This is a genomic window from Stenotrophomonas rhizophila, from assembly GCF_020857975.1.
In the GTDB taxonomy this organism is placed as follows: Bacteria; Pseudomonadota; Gammaproteobacteria; order Xanthomonadales; family Xanthomonadaceae; genus Stenotrophomonas; species Stenotrophomonas rhizophila_C.
Genome location: NZ_JACWUO010000006.1, coordinates 230,249 through 246,043 on the forward strand (window position 1 = coordinate 230,249; position 15,795 = coordinate 246,043).

Genomic DNA, 15,795 nt, shown 5'->3' on the forward strand with positions numbered 1-15,795 from the left:
GTCAACCGGGTAGGTCCGGGCCATGCTCACGGGCCGGTTTACCGTGCGGCGTTGGCGTGCGGTGGGCAACGGCGCGGGTTGCAGCGTTGTCCGTTGCCTGTCGCGGCATCGGCCGGTGCCGCGCCGTCGCTGTCGATCGCCGCCGCTCCTGCAGTGCTCCCCGCAGCGCCATAACTCACCCGCAGGCCCACGCTGCTGGCGCGGCTGCTGCCGCGGGTCTGTTCGTGGCCCAGCAGCAGCGACAGCAACCAGCCACGCTGCAGGCGTACGTCCATGCCGGCGGCGATCGACAGCGCGTTGTCGTTGTAGCTCTGCAGGTCCAGGCGGTAGTCCTGCGCGCGTGGGCCGACCACGTAGTTGAGGTAGGCCTGGCCCTTGTCTTCGATTGCCTGGCGGTATTCGATGCTCCAGAACGGCCGGATCCGGCTTTCGCCGTCGCCGGGCAGATAGGCGCCCTCCAGGCCCAGTGCCACCGCGCTGTTGCGGACCACCTGACGACGGTAGTGGAGGTCGTACAGGTCCAGCCCGGTTTCGCGGTACGCATCCAGCGTGGTGCGGCTGGCTTCCACGCGGCCATAGCCGGTGAGGGTCATGCCGGCATTGCGGTGCTCGTAGCCGAAGGCCAGCGAACCGAACCACTGGTCGCCGTCGCGGCTGCCGTGCCCGAAGGCATCGACGTCATTGCTCCAGCGGCGGGTATCGAAGTCCAGCGCGCCGCCGGCGATCACGCCGTCGACGAACAGGTGCTCACCGGCACGCCACAGGCCATAGGCGGCCAGCGAGTGCTGCCGGCCTTCCACGCGTGAGTCGCTGCCGTCCATCGCGCTGTCGTTGCGGGCCAGGCTGGCGGCCACGCCGAACAGCAGGTTCTGGCCGATTGCGCGGTCCAGGCCCAGGGTGATGCCGTCGGTATGGAAGACGTAGCTGCTGCGGCGGTCGCCATCGCCGAAGCTGGCGCTGCCCGAGGCCCACAGGCCCCAGCCAGTCGGCAACGACGGCCATGGCGCCTGCTGCAGCGGTGCCAGCGGCAGCGCCAGGCTGGGACGATCGCGGCCGCCGGCATAGCCCAGCGCCAACTGGTTGCTGGAGCCGTTGTCGCCGCTGCGCACCTGGCGCAGGCGATCGCGGATATTGGACTGCTGCGCACTGGCAAAGCGCACGCTGGCATCCACCTGGGCCTGCACGCCGGCGACCACGCCGGGGTCGCGGGTCGGGTCCGGACGCTGGGTGACGCTCAGGCGCAGCTGCGCGGTGCCGGTACTGAAGCCTCCGGCGGCGGCCTGGGTGACGGTGATGATGGCCACGCCCTGGCCGTGCAGGGTGACGGTGCGGCCCTGCACGCTGGCCACGGCCGGTGCGTTGCTGCTGTAACTGAAACCACCGCGGCTGGGGCTGACCGGCTCGACCAGGTCGAACGCCGCTTCGCCATACAGTTTCTGCAGTTCCTGCGGCCACTGCAGCACCGGCACCGCGGCGGTGATGTCCACCTCCAGTACGGCCTGGGCGGCGGCCTGGTACTGCGCGTTGCCGGCCTGGTTGGCGGTCAGGCTGCAGCGCCCGGCCGACAGCATGACCACGCTGCTGCCTTCCACCCGGCACACTGCCGGGGTGGTGCTGGCAAACACCACCGCATTGCCGGACGCACCGCCGCTGGCCGAAACCGCGAAGCGGCCGTCCACGCTGTAGGTCGGCGCGCCCGGGTCGGCGACGAATGCGCTGATCTGCTGCACCGCTTCGATCACCACCAGGGTGTAGGACTGGGTGGCGGTGAAGTTGTTGGCGTCGGTCGCGGTGACGTCGAAGGCGTAGCTGCCGGCCGCCGTTGCCGTGCCCGACAGCAGGCCGTCGCTGGCCAGGCCCAGGCCGGCCGGCAGCGCGCCGCCGCTGATGGCGAAGGTGTAGGGCGCCGCGCCACCGGTGACCTGCAGGCGCTGGTTGTAGCCGCTGGCCGTGAACGCCTGCGGCAGGCTGGTCAGGGCGAAGGCGATCTGCGGGGCGGCCACGGCCAGCGTGTAGTTGGCGATGCCGGTGAACGGGCCGTCGCCGGTACTGCTGTCGGTGGCGCGCACGCTGAAGCTGTAGTTGCCCTCCACCGTGGGCGTGCCGCTGAACACGCCGCCGCTGGACAGGGTGATACCGCTGGGCAGCACGCCGACCACCACGTAGGTGTACGGTGCCGCGCCGCCGGTGGCCGACAGGGTGTGCGGATAGGCGCTGCCGGCGGTGCCGCCGGGAAGGCCGGCTGGCGTTACGGCGATCGTCGGCGCACCCACGGTGATGCTGACCGTGGCCGGCGCCGAGGTCATGGCGCCGTCGCTGGCGGTGAAGGCGAAGCTGTCCGCACCGGCGTAGCCGGCCGTGGGGGTGTAGGTAATGGTCAGTCCATTGGCCACGACCGTGCCATGCGAGGCGGCGGTGGTGACGCTGACGCTGCTGGCGGCGCCACCGATGCTCAGCGGAATCGGCGAGGCGATGCCATAGGCGACCGAAGCACTGGAGGGCAAGGCCACGATCGCATCGGCGGCAAGCACGCTGTTGGAGGCCGCCGATGCCGGGCCGGTACCGGCGCTGCTGGTGGCGGTCGCGGTGAAGGTGTACGCCTGGCCCACGGTCAGGCCGGACACCCGCAGTGGGCTGCCGGTGCCGTTGACGTGCACGCCACCGGGGTTGGCGGTCACGGTGTAGCTGCTGATCGCCGCGCCGCCGGTGAAGGACGGTGCAGTGAACGCCACCTCGATCTCGCCGGTACCCGAGGGCCGGGCGATCCCGATCACCGGCGCGCCCGGGACCACGGCATTGACGGTGAAGGTCCGTGACACGGTCGGGGCGGCCAGGAAGCTGTTGTCGCCGGCCTGGTCGGCATTGATGGTGCAGCTGCCGATGGAGATGAAGGACAGCAGGCCGCCGCTGGTGATCGCGCATACCCCGGTGGTGCTGGAGGTGAACGCTACCTGCAGCCCGGAATCGGCGGTCGCGCTCAACGTCGGCGTGGTGCCGAAGTTCTGCACGCCGGGATTGCCGAAGGTGATGGTCTGCGCGGCGGCCGGAATGATCGCGTTGGAGGCTGCCGATGCCGCACCGGTACCGATCGCGTTGGTGGCGGTCACGGTGAAGGTATAGGCGGTACCGTTGTTGAGGCCGGTCACGGTCAGCGGCGAGGAAGTCCCCGTGCCGGTCGCGCCACCCGGGCTGGCGGTGGTCGTGTAGGTGGTGATGTTCGTACCGCCGTTGCTGGCCGGCGCGGTGAAGGTCACCGTCGCCTGGGTATCGCCGGCGGTGGCCGTGCCGATGGTGGGCGCATCGGGCGCGATCGCCATCACCGTGAACGTCCGGGCTTCCTGGGGGGCCGCCGAGTGCGCGATATCGCCGGCCTGGTCGGCCTGGATGGTGCAGGACCCGGCCGTGACCAGGGTCAGCGTACCGCCGCTGGTGACCGTGCAGACCCCGCTGGTGGCGGAGGTGAACGTCACCGGCAGGCCGGCGCTGCTGGTGGCGGTCAGCGTCGGCGCAGTGCCGAAGGTCTGCGTACCGGGATTGACGAAGGTGATGGCCTGGGCCGCCTTGGGCGTGGCCGACGCCGATGGCGTCGAGGTCGCGCCGGTACCGATCGTGTTGGTGGCGGTGACGGTGAAGGTATAGGCGGTGCCGTTGGTCAGGCCGCTGACCACCAGCGGGGAGCCAGCGCCGGTAGCGGTCAGTGCGCCCGGGGAGGACGTTACCGTGTAGCTGGTGATCGCCGAGCCGCCATTGCTGGCCGGTGCCGTGAACGCTACCGAGACTTCGCCATCGCCGGCGGTGGGGACGCCGATGGTCGGCGCGCCAGGCGCGGTCGGCACGGCCACGGTGTGCGCCGCGCCGCTGCTGTAGGCGGCGACGTTGCCGTTGCCCACGCTGTCGCTGATGCCCGATGCGGCCTTGAGGTCCAGCCGCAGGGTTCCATTGCCGCTGATCCCATCCACGGTAGCGCTGAGCACACTGCTGCCCGCACCGCTGATGGCGCTGATCGTGCCGGCCGCCGAGCCGGTGGTGGTCAGGCTGAAGTCGGCGGTCGAGGCGTTGACCACCGGCTCACTGAAGGTCACCAGGTAGGTCACGCTGGTGGCGGTCGCCGCCGGCGAGCCGCTCAGCGTGACGCTGCTGACGCTGGGAGCGAGGTCGTCGACGACGGTGATGCTGAAGGCCTTCTCGAAAACGGCGCTGTTTTCATCGGTGCTGCGCACCCGGACCGAGTAGGTGCCCGCTGCCAATGCTGCGGGATTGCTGGCACGCAGGCTGTTGCCGCTGAGATTGAAGCTGGCGTTGTTGGTGTCGCCGGCACCGGCGACCAGTGCATAGCTGAAGGTGCTGCCGATGTCCGGATCGGTGCTGGTCAATGTGCCCACGGTGGCATTGGCGTCGGCGCTCTGGTTGACCGTGCTGGCCGACAGGGTAATGTTGGTCGGGGCGCTGTTGGGCACCTCCACCTGCAGGTCGTTGATCGAATGCCAGGTGTGCTGGTTGGCATTGACGCCGGGGGAGGTCATCAGCACCCGCACTTCGTCCACGTTGTCGAAGGCCGCCGGCAGTGTCACCGGTACCGGCCCGTAGAACGGTTGGGTGAACGAGCGGGTGGCGCCGGCCACGGGGCTGCCACTGCGGTACCCGCGTGCCTGGTACGTGCTGTTGTCGGCCTCGCCCCAATTGATGTACACGAAGGACTTGAGCGAGAACGGCCGGCCGGTGGCCGATTTGACCACCATCGCCAGCCGTCCGTTGATGTCCTGGTCGTGGGTGAGCGCACCGAAAGTCGCATCGCCGGTACCGAAAAATCCGTCGTCCCGATAGGCGATGAGGCCGACCGGCGTGCTGCCGTCGACGTCGCTGTTCATCAGCTGCAGGGTCAGGCCCGGCAGCGGCTGGGAGCCGCCCTGGCCACTCAGCACGACGCCGCCGGGCCAGTTGCCGGAGGTGAACTTCACCTGCGCGGCCTGCACCGACCAGGTGGAAACGAGCAGCAGGCAGGCCAGCGCCCGCAGCAGCGGACGGGCAAATGATGATGCGGACATGCGATCCCCCTGAATCCATCCACGAGTGACACCGGGCAGACCGTGCGCACGCGCGCACCGCCGACATCGGTTTCCTGTTTACGTCTGTGTCTTACGTCTGTGCAGGCACCGACCGGAAGGCCGGTGCCTGGTGTGCGCCCAACGGTGCCGCCCCGACCGTGCCCAGGCACGGGTGTCTCCCCTGCGATCCGCCGCTGGCGGGTCGCGATGGCCGGATTCTATCGGGTTTATGCCGCTTGCCAATCAATCACGCAGCGCGGCGGCGGCGGCGCGGCCGGCCGGATCGCGGCAGGCGTGTCGATGCAAGCGCCGTGCCAGTTGCCTGCCGGCGCCCGCTCTCAGCGGCTGTAACCATGCCTGGCGCGGCTCCCGCGCCGGGCCGCAGCGCCAGGCATTGGGCGGACCGGTTGTGGCCGAACGTGCCGCAGCGCAGCACTGCGGCGCGCCGTTGTGGCATCAAGTTCAGCCCGATTGTCTGGATGATGCCTTACTTGGCCGGTTTCCGGGCGGTCTTCTTTGCCGCCTTTTTGGTGGCCTTCTTCGTGGCTTTTTTGGCAGCGGTTTTTTTCGTCGCTTTTTTCGTCGCCTTCTTTGCCGCTTTCCGGGCCGGCGCATTCTTCGCTGCCTCTTTCGCGGTTTTCCTGGCGGCGGTTTTCTTGGCCGCCTTCTTCGTCGCGGCTTTCTTCGCGGTTTTCTTCGTGGCCTTCTTGGTGGATTTCTTGGCGCCCTTCTTCGTGGCCTTTTTTGCTGCAGCCTTCTTCGTCGTTTTCTTCGCCGCGCCACGCTTCCTGCCGCCACCGTCCTGCTTGTTCACGGTGGCCCAGGCGATCCGTTCGGCCGCCGCTTCACTGCGGCCCTGTTCCTTCTCGCTTTCCTCGATGTGCTCGGCCTGGCGCTTCTGCTTGTCGGTATAGCTGGACTTGTCACCACGGGGCATGGGAGCTCTCCTGTCTGTACGGAGGGAAGGGGATCACGCCAGCGTGCGCACCTTGGGTTCGCGCGCCCACTGGCGGGTAGCGGCGGCGGCCAGGAAGTCCTTGGCAGCATCGGCATCCACCACGCCGGCATCGTTGCCCACCCGGGCCGCCTTGAGCAGTGGCTGCGCGCCATCGTCGGCGGCGATGGCCTTCAGGTGCGCCCACGCCTGGGCCACGAAGTCCACGGCCGCGGTGTCCTTCAGCAGGCGTTTGCCGGCCTCGCTGCCCAGCACCACGGCGACCGCGTCGAACAGCACCGACGGCGTGCCCGCCAGTTGCCCGTCGGCGGCCAGCAGGGTGCCGTCGCTCAGCGTGCCGCCACCGAGCTTGGGGGCGACCAGTTTTACCGTGGCCCCGGCCTTGCCGGCAGCCTTGCGCAGGCGGTCGATCCGCCCCGCATCGGAGCCTTCGTCGAACAGGATGCCGATGCAGCGGCCCTTGAGCAGGTCCTTGCCGCGGCCGATCACGCGCACTTCCGGCGCGGCGGGCAACGCCTGCGCCGGGGTGGCGGTCGGTGCGGGCGCGGGCAGGGTGGGCATGGCCAGCCCGGCGGCAACGCGCTCGGCCAGCGATTGGTCGATGTTGCGCAGGTGGCTGACCGTGCGCTCGCGCACCTTGGCCGTTTCCACCTTGGACAGTTCAAATACCAGCGCCGAGGCCAAATGCGCCTGCTCCGGGGCCTCCAGGCTGCGGAAGAACATCCGCGCCTGGCTGTAGTGGTCGGCAAAGCTCGCCGCGCGCACGCGGCCCTTGCGCCCGTCATCGGGCGCGGTGGCATGACTGGGGAAGCCATCCACGGTCTCGCGCGGGCTGTCGTCCTGCAGCGAACTGGGGTCGTAGGCCACCCGGCCCTTGGGCACGCCCATCTGCATGTGGCCGTCGCGCTGGTGGTTGGCGAACGGGCACTTGGGCGCATTGACCGGGATCTGGTGGAAATTGGGCCCGCCCAGGCGGCTGAGCTGGGTGTCCAGATACGAGAACAGCCGCCCCTGCAGCAGCGGGTCGTTGCTGAAGTCGATGCCCGGCGGCACGTTGGCCGGGCAGTAGGCCACCTGCTCGGTTTCGGCGAAGAAGTTGTCCGGCCAGCGGTCCAGCACCATCCGCCCGATCACGGTCAGCGGAACCAGCGATTCGGGAATGATCTTGGTCGGGTCCAGGTGGTCGAAGGGAAACGCCTCGGCCTGTTCTTCGGTGAACAGCTGCACGGCCAGTTCCCATTCGGGGAAATCGCCGCCGGTGATCGCCTCGAACAGGTCGCGGCGGTGGAAATCGTTGTCGGCGCCCTGCAGCTTCACCGCTTCGTCCCACACCGTGGACTGGATGCCCAGCTTGGGGCGCCAGTGGAACTTGACGAAGGTCGATCGTCCGTCTTCATCGAGCAGGCGGAAGCTGTGGATGCCGAAGCCTTCGATCATGCGCAGTGAGCGCGGAATGGCGCGGTCGCTCATTGCCCACATGATCATGTGCATGGATTCGGGCATCAACGACACGAAGTCCCAGAACGTGTCGTGCGCGCTGGCCGCCTGCGGGAAGGCGCGGTCCGGTTCCATCTTCACCGCGTGGATCAGGTCGGGGAACTTGATCGCGTCCTGGATGAAGAACACCGGGATGTTGTTGCCGACCAGGTCCCAGTTGCCTTCACGGGTGTAGAACTTGACCGCAAAGCCACGCACATCGCGCGGGGTGTCCACCGATCCGGCGCCGCCGGCCACGGTGGAGAACCGGGTGAACACGGGGGTGCGCACGCCCACCTCGGTAAGCACCCGCGCTCGGGTGTAGTCCTGCAGCGAACGGGTCAGTTCGAAATAGCCGTGGGCGGCGCTGCCACGGGCATGCACGATGCGCTCGGGAATGCGCTCGTGGTCGAAGTGGGTAATTTTCTCGCGCAGGATGAAATCTTCCAGCAGGGTCGGCCCGCGCGGCGTGGCGCGCAGCGAATTCTGGTTGTCGGCAACCGCAATGCCCTGGTTGGTGGTCAGTACCGGATGGCTGCCGCCGGCATGCTGGTGCAGCTCATCGCCCTGGCCCTGGTCGTGGCCCTGGTCGTGGCGGTCGGCGGGGGCGGACGGGCGTTTGCGGGGCTTGCTGGTGGCCATGGGGCGACTCCGGGCTGGCGATGAGGCGATACCGCCCACCCTGGCAGGGGGGGCGTTAATCGGCGGTCGGAAAACCTGCCCGGGCATCCACCCGCGCTTCACATGCGGCGCCCGGGCGGCGGCGGGGCGGTATCCTTGCCGGGTCTCCACTGCTCGCCGGCCGCCGCATGCGCGTTGAACCTGCCGACATCGAAGCCCTGTTTGATGCGATCCCGGACGTGCTGTTCTTCATGAAGGACTGCCAGGGCCGCTACACGCATATCAACCAGACCATGCTGCGCCGGCTCGGGCTGAAGTCGCGCAAGGAGGTGATCGGGCGCACCGCGGCGGAGATCTACCCGACCGGGCTGGGCGCCGACTACGCCTCGCAGGACGAGCAGGTACTGGCCGGGCGGGTGATCGAGAACCTGATGGAACTGCACCTGTTCGCCAACCGCGAACCGGGCTGGTGCCTGACCTGCAAGCGGCCGTTACTGGTCGATGGCCAAGTCGCCGGCCTGATCGGGATTTCGCGCGACCTCGGCCAGAAGGACAGCCTGGGCGCCCAGTACGAGCAGCTGCGGCTGGCGCTGGCGCATCTGAACGCACATTACGCCGAGAACGTGCGCATGCAGACCCTGCTGGACATCACCGGGTTTTCACTGTCCAAGCTGGAGCGCACCTTCCGCCGGGTGTTCCAGATGACCCCGCAGCAGGTGCTCACCCGCCTGCGCATCCAGATGGCGGTACACCTGCTGCATGGCCCGGACAGCATCGCCAGCATCGGCCAGGCCTGCGGTTTCACCGACCAGAGCGCGTTCACCCGCAAGTTCAAGGCCGAGGTCGGGGTGTCCCCGCGCGGCTACCGGGCCCAGATCGGCGAGCGCGCCGGCCCCTGAGCCGGGCCGGCGCGGGTGGCCTATGCCGCGGGCCGGCCGAACAGGTATCGTGTCGCACCTGTTGCCCGCCAAGCGATTCCGATGCCCGCATCCCAGACTCCGACGCCAGCCGCTGCCCGCCTGGGCCATGCCCTCAAGCCCCGCCAGCTGATCATGATGGGTCTGGGCAGCGCGATCGGCGCCGGCCTGTTCCTGGGCTCGGGGGTGGGCGTGCACGCTGCCGGCCCGGCGGTGCTGCTGTCCTACCTGGTGGCCGGCGCGCTGGTGATCATCGTGATGAACGCGCTGGGCGAAATGGCCGCGGCCAAGCCGACCAGTGGCGCGTTCTCGGTGTATGCCGCCGATGCCATGGGCGCCACCGCGGGGGCCACGGTAGGTTGGTTGTGGTGGGTGCAGCTGGTGATCGTGATCGCCGCCGAAGCGGTCGGTGCGGCCGGGCTGCTGGCCACGGTGTGGCCGGCGGTGCCGGTACCGATGGCGGCGCTGGCCTTCATGCTGTTCTTCACCGCGATCAACCTGCTGGGCGTGAAGAACTTCGGCGAGTTCGAGTTCTGGTTCGCCATCCTCAAGGTGGTGGCGATCGTCGGCTTCATCCTGATCGGCGTGGCGCTGTTGATGGGCTGGTTGCCCGACGTCGCGTCGCCGGGCCTGCGCAACTTCACCGAGCATGGCGGCTTCGCGCCCAAGGGGCTGGCCGGGGTGGGGGCGGCGCTGCTGGTGGTGGTGTTCGCCTTTGGCGGCACCGAGATCGTGGCGGTGGCGGCGGCCGAAACCGAAGACCCCGAGCGCAGCATCGCGCGGGCGATCCGCACGGTGGCCTGGCGCATCCTGGTGTTCTACATCGGTTCGCTGAGCGTGATCATCGCGGTGGTGCCGTGGACCAGCGAGGCGCTGAAGTCGCCGTTCGCCGCAGTGCTGCAGGTGGCCAATATTCCCGGCGCGGCCACGGCGATCACGCTGATCGCGGTGATCGCGCTGCTGTCGGCGCTCAATGCCAACCTGTATGGCGCCTCGCGGATGATGTATTCGCTGGCCCAGCGCGATGAAGCGCCGGCGGTGCTGGGCTGGACCGATCCGCGCCAGGTGCCGATCATCGCGGTACTGGCCAGCGTGCTGTTCGGGTTTGCCGCCACGGTGATGGAGCTGATGTTCCCGGAGAAGGTGTTGCCGGTGCTGCTCAATATCGTCGGCTCGACCTGTCTGCTGGTGTGGACGATTTCGCTGCTGTCGCAGTTGATCCTGCGCCACCGGGCCAACCGCGACGGCACGCGCCTGCCGTTCCGGATGGCCGGCTATCCGTACCTGACCCTGCTGGGCCTGGGCGTGCTGGCGCTGATCTTCGGCCTGCTGCTGTCCGAGACACAGACCCGCACGCAGTTCCTGTCGATGGCGGTGCTGACGGCGGTGATCGCGCTCAGCAGCGAAATCGCACGCCGCGTGCGCGCCAACCGCCAAGCAGATTGACCGGTAGAGCCGGGCAGGGCACGGCCTAAGGCACCAGCATCCCTAGTTCTGTCGCACCCAGGCGAACATGTGGGGTACGTAGTCCGCCTTCCCCAGCGGCACGCCATTGTGGCGCAGGATGCTATAGGCGGTGATCAGGTGGAAATAGAACTGCGGCGTGGCCCAGTATGCAGCGTACTCGCTGCCCTTCATGTCGAAGGCAAGGTCGCCGGCCAGTTCGATCGCCACATCGCGCGAGGCGCCGGCATCGATGACCGCCGCGTCGGCAGACGCCAGCTGGTCCAGGGTCTGGTCGATCAGCGCACGCGCCTGGTCGAGGTCATCGGGTGCCTGCAGTGACGGCAGCGGCCGTCCGCTGAGCCGGCATACCGCTTCGTGCGCCTGTGTGCAGGCGAACTGCAGCTGCTTGGCCAATGGGTGCATGTCCGGCGCCAACCGCGCCGAGAGCAGGTTGCGTGGGTCATAGCCCACAGCCAGCGCGTGCGCGTCGGCCTTGTCCAGCTGGCCGCGGAGTGCGCCAAGCATCTGCGCGAAACTGCGGATGTTCATCTGATGGATCGACATGATGCTTCCTTGTACGTGGGTGGGGACAGGCCGGGTGTTGGCCGTGGGCGTCGCATGATGATCGATATCGGCCAGCACCGGGTAGCACCAGGCGCTACGAAAACGGCCCGCTTGCGCGGGCCGTCCGATTGCTTCAGCGCGCTGGAGGCCTAGACCTCCACGCCCTCGTCTTCCTTGTACGCATCGACCGGGATGCAGGCGCACATCACGTTCTTGTCGCCGTAGACGTTGTCCACGCGCGCCACCGGCGGCCAGTACTTCTGCTGGCGCAGGCTGGCCAGCGGGAAGGCCGCCAGCTCGCGCGGGTAGGCATGCGACCACTCGCTGGCCGACACTGCCGTGGCGGTGTGCGGGGCGTGCTTGAGCGGGTTGTCCTCGCGGTCCAGGCGGCCGTCTTCGATCGCGGCGATTTCCTCGCGGATCTGGATCATCGCGTTGATGAAGCGATCCAGCTCGTGCAGGGATTCGCTTTCGGTCGGTTCCACCATCAGCGTGCCGGCGACCGGGAAGCTCAGGGTCGGGGCGTGGAAGCCGAAGTCGATCAGGCGCTTGGCCACGTCTTCGGCGCCGATCCCGGAGGTCTTCTCCAGCGGGCGCACGTCCAGGATGCACTCGTGCGCGACCAGCCCGTTGCGGCCGGTGTACAGAGTCTTGAAGTGCGGGGCCAGGCGCTTGGCGATGTAGTTGGCGTTGAGCAGGGCCACCTGGGTCGCCTTGCGCAGGCCGGCGGTGCCCATCAGGGTGATGTACATCCAGCTGATCGGCAGGATCGAGGCGCTGCCGAAGCTGGCCGCGCTGACCATGCCGACATCGCCTTGCCCACCCAGCACCTTGGGCAGGAACGGCGCCAGGTGCGCCTTGACCGCGCACGGGCCGACGCCCGGGCCGCCACCGCCATGCGGGATGCAGAAGGTCTTGTGCAGGTTCAGGTGCGAGACGTCCGAGCCCCACTTGCCGGGCTTGGCCACGCCGACCAGGGCGTTCATGTTGGCGCCGTCGGTATACACCTGGCCGCCGTGCTTGTGCACGATCTCGCAGATTTCCACCACTTCTTCCTCGAACACACCATGCGTGGACGGGTAGGTGATCATCAACGCGGCCAGGCGGTCGCTGTACTTCTCGGCGTTGACGCGGATGTCTTCCAGGTCGACGTTGCCGTTGGCATCGGTCTTGGTCACCACCACCTTCATGCCGCACATCTGCGCCGAGGCCGGGTTGGTGCCGTGCGCCGAATCGGGAATCAGGCAGACATCGCGATGGTCCTCGCCGCGCGAGCGGTGGTAGGCGCGGATCGCCAGCAGGCCGGCGTACTCGCCCTGCGCGCCGGAATTGGGCTGCAGGCTGACCGCGTCGTAGCCGGTGCATTCCACCAGCATCGCTTCCAGCCCGTCGATCAGTTCCTTGTAGCCGGTGGCCTGGTCGGCCGGGGCCAGCGGGTGGATGTTGGCGAACTCCGGCCAGGTCACCGGGATCATCTCGGCGGTGGCGTTGAGCTTCATGGTGCAGCTGCCCAGCGGGATCATGGTGCGATCCATGGCCAGGTCCTTGTCGGCCAGCGAACGCAGGTAACGCAGCAGTTCGTGTTCGCTGTGGTGGGTGTTGAACACCGGGTGGGTCAGGAACGCACTGGTACGCACCAGGCCGTCCGGCAACGCATCGGCGGTGGCGGCGTCGAGGGCATCGACATCGACCGTGGCACCGAACAGCTGGCCGAGCGCGACGATGTCGTCGCGGGTGGTGGTCTCATCCAGGCTGATGCCGACCGCTTCGCTGTCGATCGCGCGCAGGTTGATGCGCGCCGCGGCCGCCTTGGCGTGGATTGCCTGGGCGTCGATGTCCTTGACGTGCAGGGTGTCGAAGAACTGCGCGCCGACGTTGATGCCGGCGTTGCGCAGCGCCGCGGCCAGGATCGCGGCCAGGCGGTGGGTGCGGCGGGCGATCCGGGTCAGGCCGTCCGGGCCGTGGTATACCGCGTACATCGAGGCCATCACCGCCAGCAGCACCTGCGCGGTGCAGATGTTGGAGGTGGCCTTCTCGCGGCGGATATGCTGCTCGCGGGTCTGCAGGGTCAGGCGGTAGGCGGCATTGCCCTGCGCATCGACCGAGACGCCGATCAGGCGGCCCGGCATCGAACGCTTGTAGGCATCGCGGCAGGCCATGAAGGCGGCGTGCGGGCCGCCGAAGCCGAACGGCACGCCGAAACGCTGCGAGTTGCCCACCACGATGTCCGCGCCCCATTCGCCGGGGGCGGCGATCAGGGTCAGTGCGAGCAGGTCGGTGGCCACCGCGACCAGGCCGCCGCGCGCGTGCACGGCATCGGCCAGCGCCTTGTAGTCGCCGATATGGCCGAAGGTGTCCGGGTACTGCAGCAGCACGCCGTAGGCTTCGGCTTCCATCGCCTCGGCCGGGGTGCCCACGCGCAACACGATGCCCAGCGGTTCTGCGCGGGTACGCAGCAGTTCCAGGGTCTGCGGGTGCACCGCGTCGTGCACGAAGAAGGTGTCGGACTTGCTCTTGGCCGAACGCTTGGCCAGGGTCATCGCTTCGGCCGCCGCGGTGGCTTCATCCAGCAGCGAGGCGTTGGCGATTTCCATGCCGGTCAGGTCGGCGCACAGGGTCTGGAAGTTGATCAACGCTTCCATGCGGCCCTGCGAGATCTCGGCCTGGTAGGGGGTGTAGGCGGTGTACCAGGCCGGGTTTTCCAGCACGTTGCGCAGGATCACGTTCGGGGTGAGGGTGCCGTAGTAACCCTGGCCGATGAAGGTGCGGAACACCTGGTTCTTGTCGGCGATGGCGCGGATCTTGGTCAGCGCCTGCACTTCGGTCAGCGACTCGGGCAGGGCCAGCGGCGCCGGCGACTTGATCCCGGCCGGGACGATCGCATCGGTCAGCGCGTCCAGCGAGGCGTGGCCGACCACGGCCAGCATCTGCGCGATTTCGGCGTCGTTGGGGCCGATGTGGCGTTCGACGAACGCGTGGCTGTGTTCAAGCTCGCGCAGGGAGGGGCTGTTCTGGGACATGGCTGGCATCTCGGAGTGTGGGCACGCACGTTCGGAAGCGCTGCAGGGCCGGCCGATCGCGGACGCGCGAACCGGTGGACCTTGCGGTCTTCCTGGGTGCCCCTCTGTCCTTTTGCCTGAGAGTTTAAAAGCGCGCATCTGCGTGCTTCGTGCCCCTTCGGCGCCGGCATTCGCCGGTCTCTCCAGAGTTTTGATGCAGGTGGTATCGGGCCTGAGCGATTACGGGCGTTGCGCCTTCGGCAGCGGGTGACCGCTTCTCCCACCGTGTAGCCCGGCGATTATAGCCCAGCGCCCCGCCCGGCTACGGCCTGCCAGGACATGAATGGGTGGGCAAGCGGGGCCGGATACGCCGCCGCAGGCATGGTGCCGGGCCGGGCAAAGCCCTATCATCATCGGATCCTCGTATTCATCTGGCGCCGCCCGTTCCGGGCTGGCGCCCGCCGTGCATTGACGCATGGCCCTGACGGAAGACCGCATGACGCCCGCCTCGCCCTCGACCCGCCGCCTGGCCCTGCTGCTCGCAGGGCTGGCGATGTTCGGTCCGTTCTCGATCGACACCATTTTCCCGGCCTTCCTGCTGCTGGGGCAACGCATGCAGGTGGACCAGGTCGCGGTGCAGCAGACCATCAGCGTGTACCTGCTGTTCTACGGGCTGATGGGCCTGGCGCATGGCCCGCTGTCCGATGCGTTCGGCCGCAAGCGGGTGATCATCGGCGGGCTGGTGCTGTTCATCGGCGCCTCGGTCGGCTGCGCGCTGTCGACCGACATGACCACGCTGCTGGTGTTCCGCGCGCTGCAGGGCATGACCGCCGGCGTCGGCATGATCGTCGGCCGCGCGGTGATCCGCGATCTCTACCACGGTGCCGACGCGCAGCGCCTGATGAGCCAGGTCTCGATGATCTTCGGTGTTGCCCCGGCGATCGCGCCGATCATCGGCGGCTGGATCCTGCTCGGCGGCGGCGACTGGCCGTTGATCTTCTGGTTCCTGGTGCTGTTCGGGCTGGTGCTGCTGCTGGCTACCGGCAAGTGGTTGCCCGAAACCCATCCGCCGGAAGCACGCACGCCGTTGTCGATGCGCGAGCTGCTGCGCAGCTACCTGCACATGGGCTCCAACCCGCGTCTGCTGCGCCTGGCGGCGGCCGGTGCGCTGAGTTTCTCCGGGATCTTCCTGTACATCTCCTCGGCGCCGGTGTTCGTGATGCAGCACCTCAAGCTGGGCGAGGGCGATTTCGCCTGGTTGTTCATCCCCACCATCGGCGGCATGACCATGGGCTCGTTCCTGTCCGGGCGGATGGCCGGGCGGGTGGTGGCGCCGCGGCAGGTCGCGATCGGTTTCGGGCTGTGCGCGGTGTCGGCGCTGCTCAACCTGGGCTATGTGCTGTCGGTGCCGCAGATCGAACTGCCGTGGGCGGTGCTGCCGATCTTCCTTGGCGGTGTGGGCATGGCACTGATCTTCCCGATCCTGGCGCTGGCGGTGCTGGACATGTACCCGCACCAGCGCGGGCTGGCCTCCTCGATGCAGATGTTCATCCAGCTGATGACCAGCACGCTGGTGGCCGGGGTGGTCTCGCCGCTGCTCAGCGCCAGCCCGGTGCACCTGGCGCTGGGCTATGCCGGCTTCTTCGCCGTCGGCGCCAGCCTCTGGTATTGGGAGCGCCACCGCGAGCGCCGCCGCGAGAGGCTCGCCCCGGGCCAGTGACCGCTGCTGCGGCCGGCGGTGGCCCCTTGCCAGGCCGGGCCGGGCTGCCCAT

Annotated in this window: 8 protein-coding genes and 1 riboswitch; of the genes, 3 read left to right on the forward strand and 5 right to left on the reverse strand. The window is 68.4% G+C overall.

Annotated features, from left to right (window positions below):
- Positions 1–38: 38 nt before the first annotated feature.
- The 3 genes from IC535_RS08455 to IC535_RS08465 all read right to left on the reverse strand — a co-directional run bounded on the left by IC535_RS08455 (position 39) and on the right by IC535_RS08465 (position 8,118).
- Entirely contained in the window at positions 39–5,045 is a 5,007-nt protein-coding gene (locus tag IC535_RS08455; RefSeq protein WP_228884216.1) for an autotransporter domain-containing protein, read from the reverse strand.
- Between the two features lie 487 nt (positions 5,046–5,532).
- On the reverse strand, positions 5,533–5,982 hold the full coding sequence (locus tag IC535_RS08460) for a hypothetical protein (protein ID WP_228884217.1): 450 nt from the start codon (positions 5,980–5,982) through the stop codon (positions 5,533–5,535).
- 33 nt (positions 5,983–6,015) lie between these two features.
- Positions 6,016–8,118 (reverse strand): catalase, encoded by a 2,103-nt coding sequence (locus IC535_RS08465; protein ID WP_228884218.1) that lies wholly within the window; start codon positions 8,116–8,118, stop codon positions 6,016–6,018.
- Positions 8,119–8,285: 167 nt separating this feature from the next.
- Here IC535_RS08465 and IC535_RS08470 point away from each other — a divergent pair, with 167 nt between their 5' ends.
- Both IC535_RS08470 and IC535_RS08475 read left to right on the forward strand, forming a co-directional pair.
- A complete protein-coding gene (locus tag IC535_RS08470; protein ID WP_228884219.1) occupies positions 8,286–8,996 on the forward strand; it encodes an AraC family transcriptional regulator in 711 nt (236 codons plus the stop codon).
- 81 nt (positions 8,997–9,077) lie between these two features.
- Positions 9,078–10,460, forward strand: coding sequence for an amino acid permease (locus IC535_RS08475; RefSeq protein ID WP_267472836.1), 1,383 nt, complete (start codon positions 9,078–9,080; stop codon positions 10,458–10,460).
- 42 nt (positions 10,461–10,502) lie between these two features.
- On the opposite strand, the gene IC535_RS08480 is transcribed toward IC535_RS08475, so the two are convergent.
- Both IC535_RS08480 and gcvP read right to left on the reverse strand, forming a co-directional pair.
- The gene (locus IC535_RS08480) at positions 10,503–11,024 is read right to left on the reverse strand and encodes a DUF1993 domain-containing protein (RefSeq protein ID WP_228884220.1); all 522 of its coding nucleotides are present in this window, start codon (positions 11,022–11,024) and stop codon (positions 10,503–10,505) included.
- A gap of 149 nt (positions 11,025–11,173) precedes the next feature.
- Complete coding sequence (gene gcvP / locus IC535_RS08485; RefSeq protein ID WP_228884221.1) at positions 11,174–14,053, reverse strand: aminomethyl-transferring glycine dehydrogenase; 2,880 nt, start codon at positions 14,051–14,053, stop codon at positions 11,174–11,176.
- 85 nt (positions 14,054–14,138) lie between these two features.
- Positions 14,139–14,240, reverse strand: a riboswitch (glycine riboswitch).
- 279 nt (positions 14,241–14,519) lie between these two features.
- On the opposite strand from gcvP, the gene IC535_RS08490 reads away from it, so the two are divergent.
- The gene (locus tag IC535_RS08490; RefSeq protein WP_228884504.1) at positions 14,520–15,743 is read left to right on the forward strand and encodes a multidrug effflux MFS transporter; all 1,224 of its coding nucleotides are present in this window, start codon (positions 14,520–14,522) and stop codon (positions 15,741–15,743) included.
- Positions 15,744–15,795 lie beyond the last annotated feature (52 nt).

Excerpts from the sequence above, each read along its gene's own strand:
- IC535_RS08455 (WP_228884216.1), bottom strand. The coding sequence starts at position 5,045 with ATGTCCGCATCATCATTTGCCCGTCCGCTGCTGCGGGCGCTGGCCTGC.
- IC535_RS08460 (WP_228884217.1), bottom strand. The coding sequence starts at position 5,982 with ATGCCCCGTGGTGACAAGTCCAGCTATACCGACAAGCAGAAGCGCCAG.
- IC535_RS08465 (WP_228884218.1), bottom strand. The coding sequence starts at position 8,118 with ATGGCCACCAGCAAGCCCCGCAAACGCCCGTCCGCCCCCGCCGACCGC.
- IC535_RS08470 (WP_228884219.1), top strand. The coding sequence starts at position 8,286 with ATGCGCGTTGAACCTGCCGACATCGAAGCCCTGTTTGATGCGATCCCG.
- IC535_RS08475 (WP_267472836.1), top strand. The coding sequence starts at position 9,078 with ATGCCCGCATCCCAGACTCCGACGCCAGCCGCTGCCCGCCTGGGCCAT.
- IC535_RS08480 (WP_228884220.1), bottom strand. The coding sequence starts at position 11,024 with ATGTCGATCCATCAGATGAACATCCGCAGTTTCGCGCAGATGCTTGGC.
- gcvP (WP_228884221.1), bottom strand. The coding sequence starts at position 14,053 with ATGCCAGCCATGTCCCAGAACAGCCCCTCCCTGCGCGAGCTTGAACAC.
- IC535_RS08490 (WP_228884504.1), top strand. The coding sequence starts at position 14,520 with ATGACGCCCGCCTCGCCCTCGACCCGCCGCCTGGCCCTGCTGCTCGCA.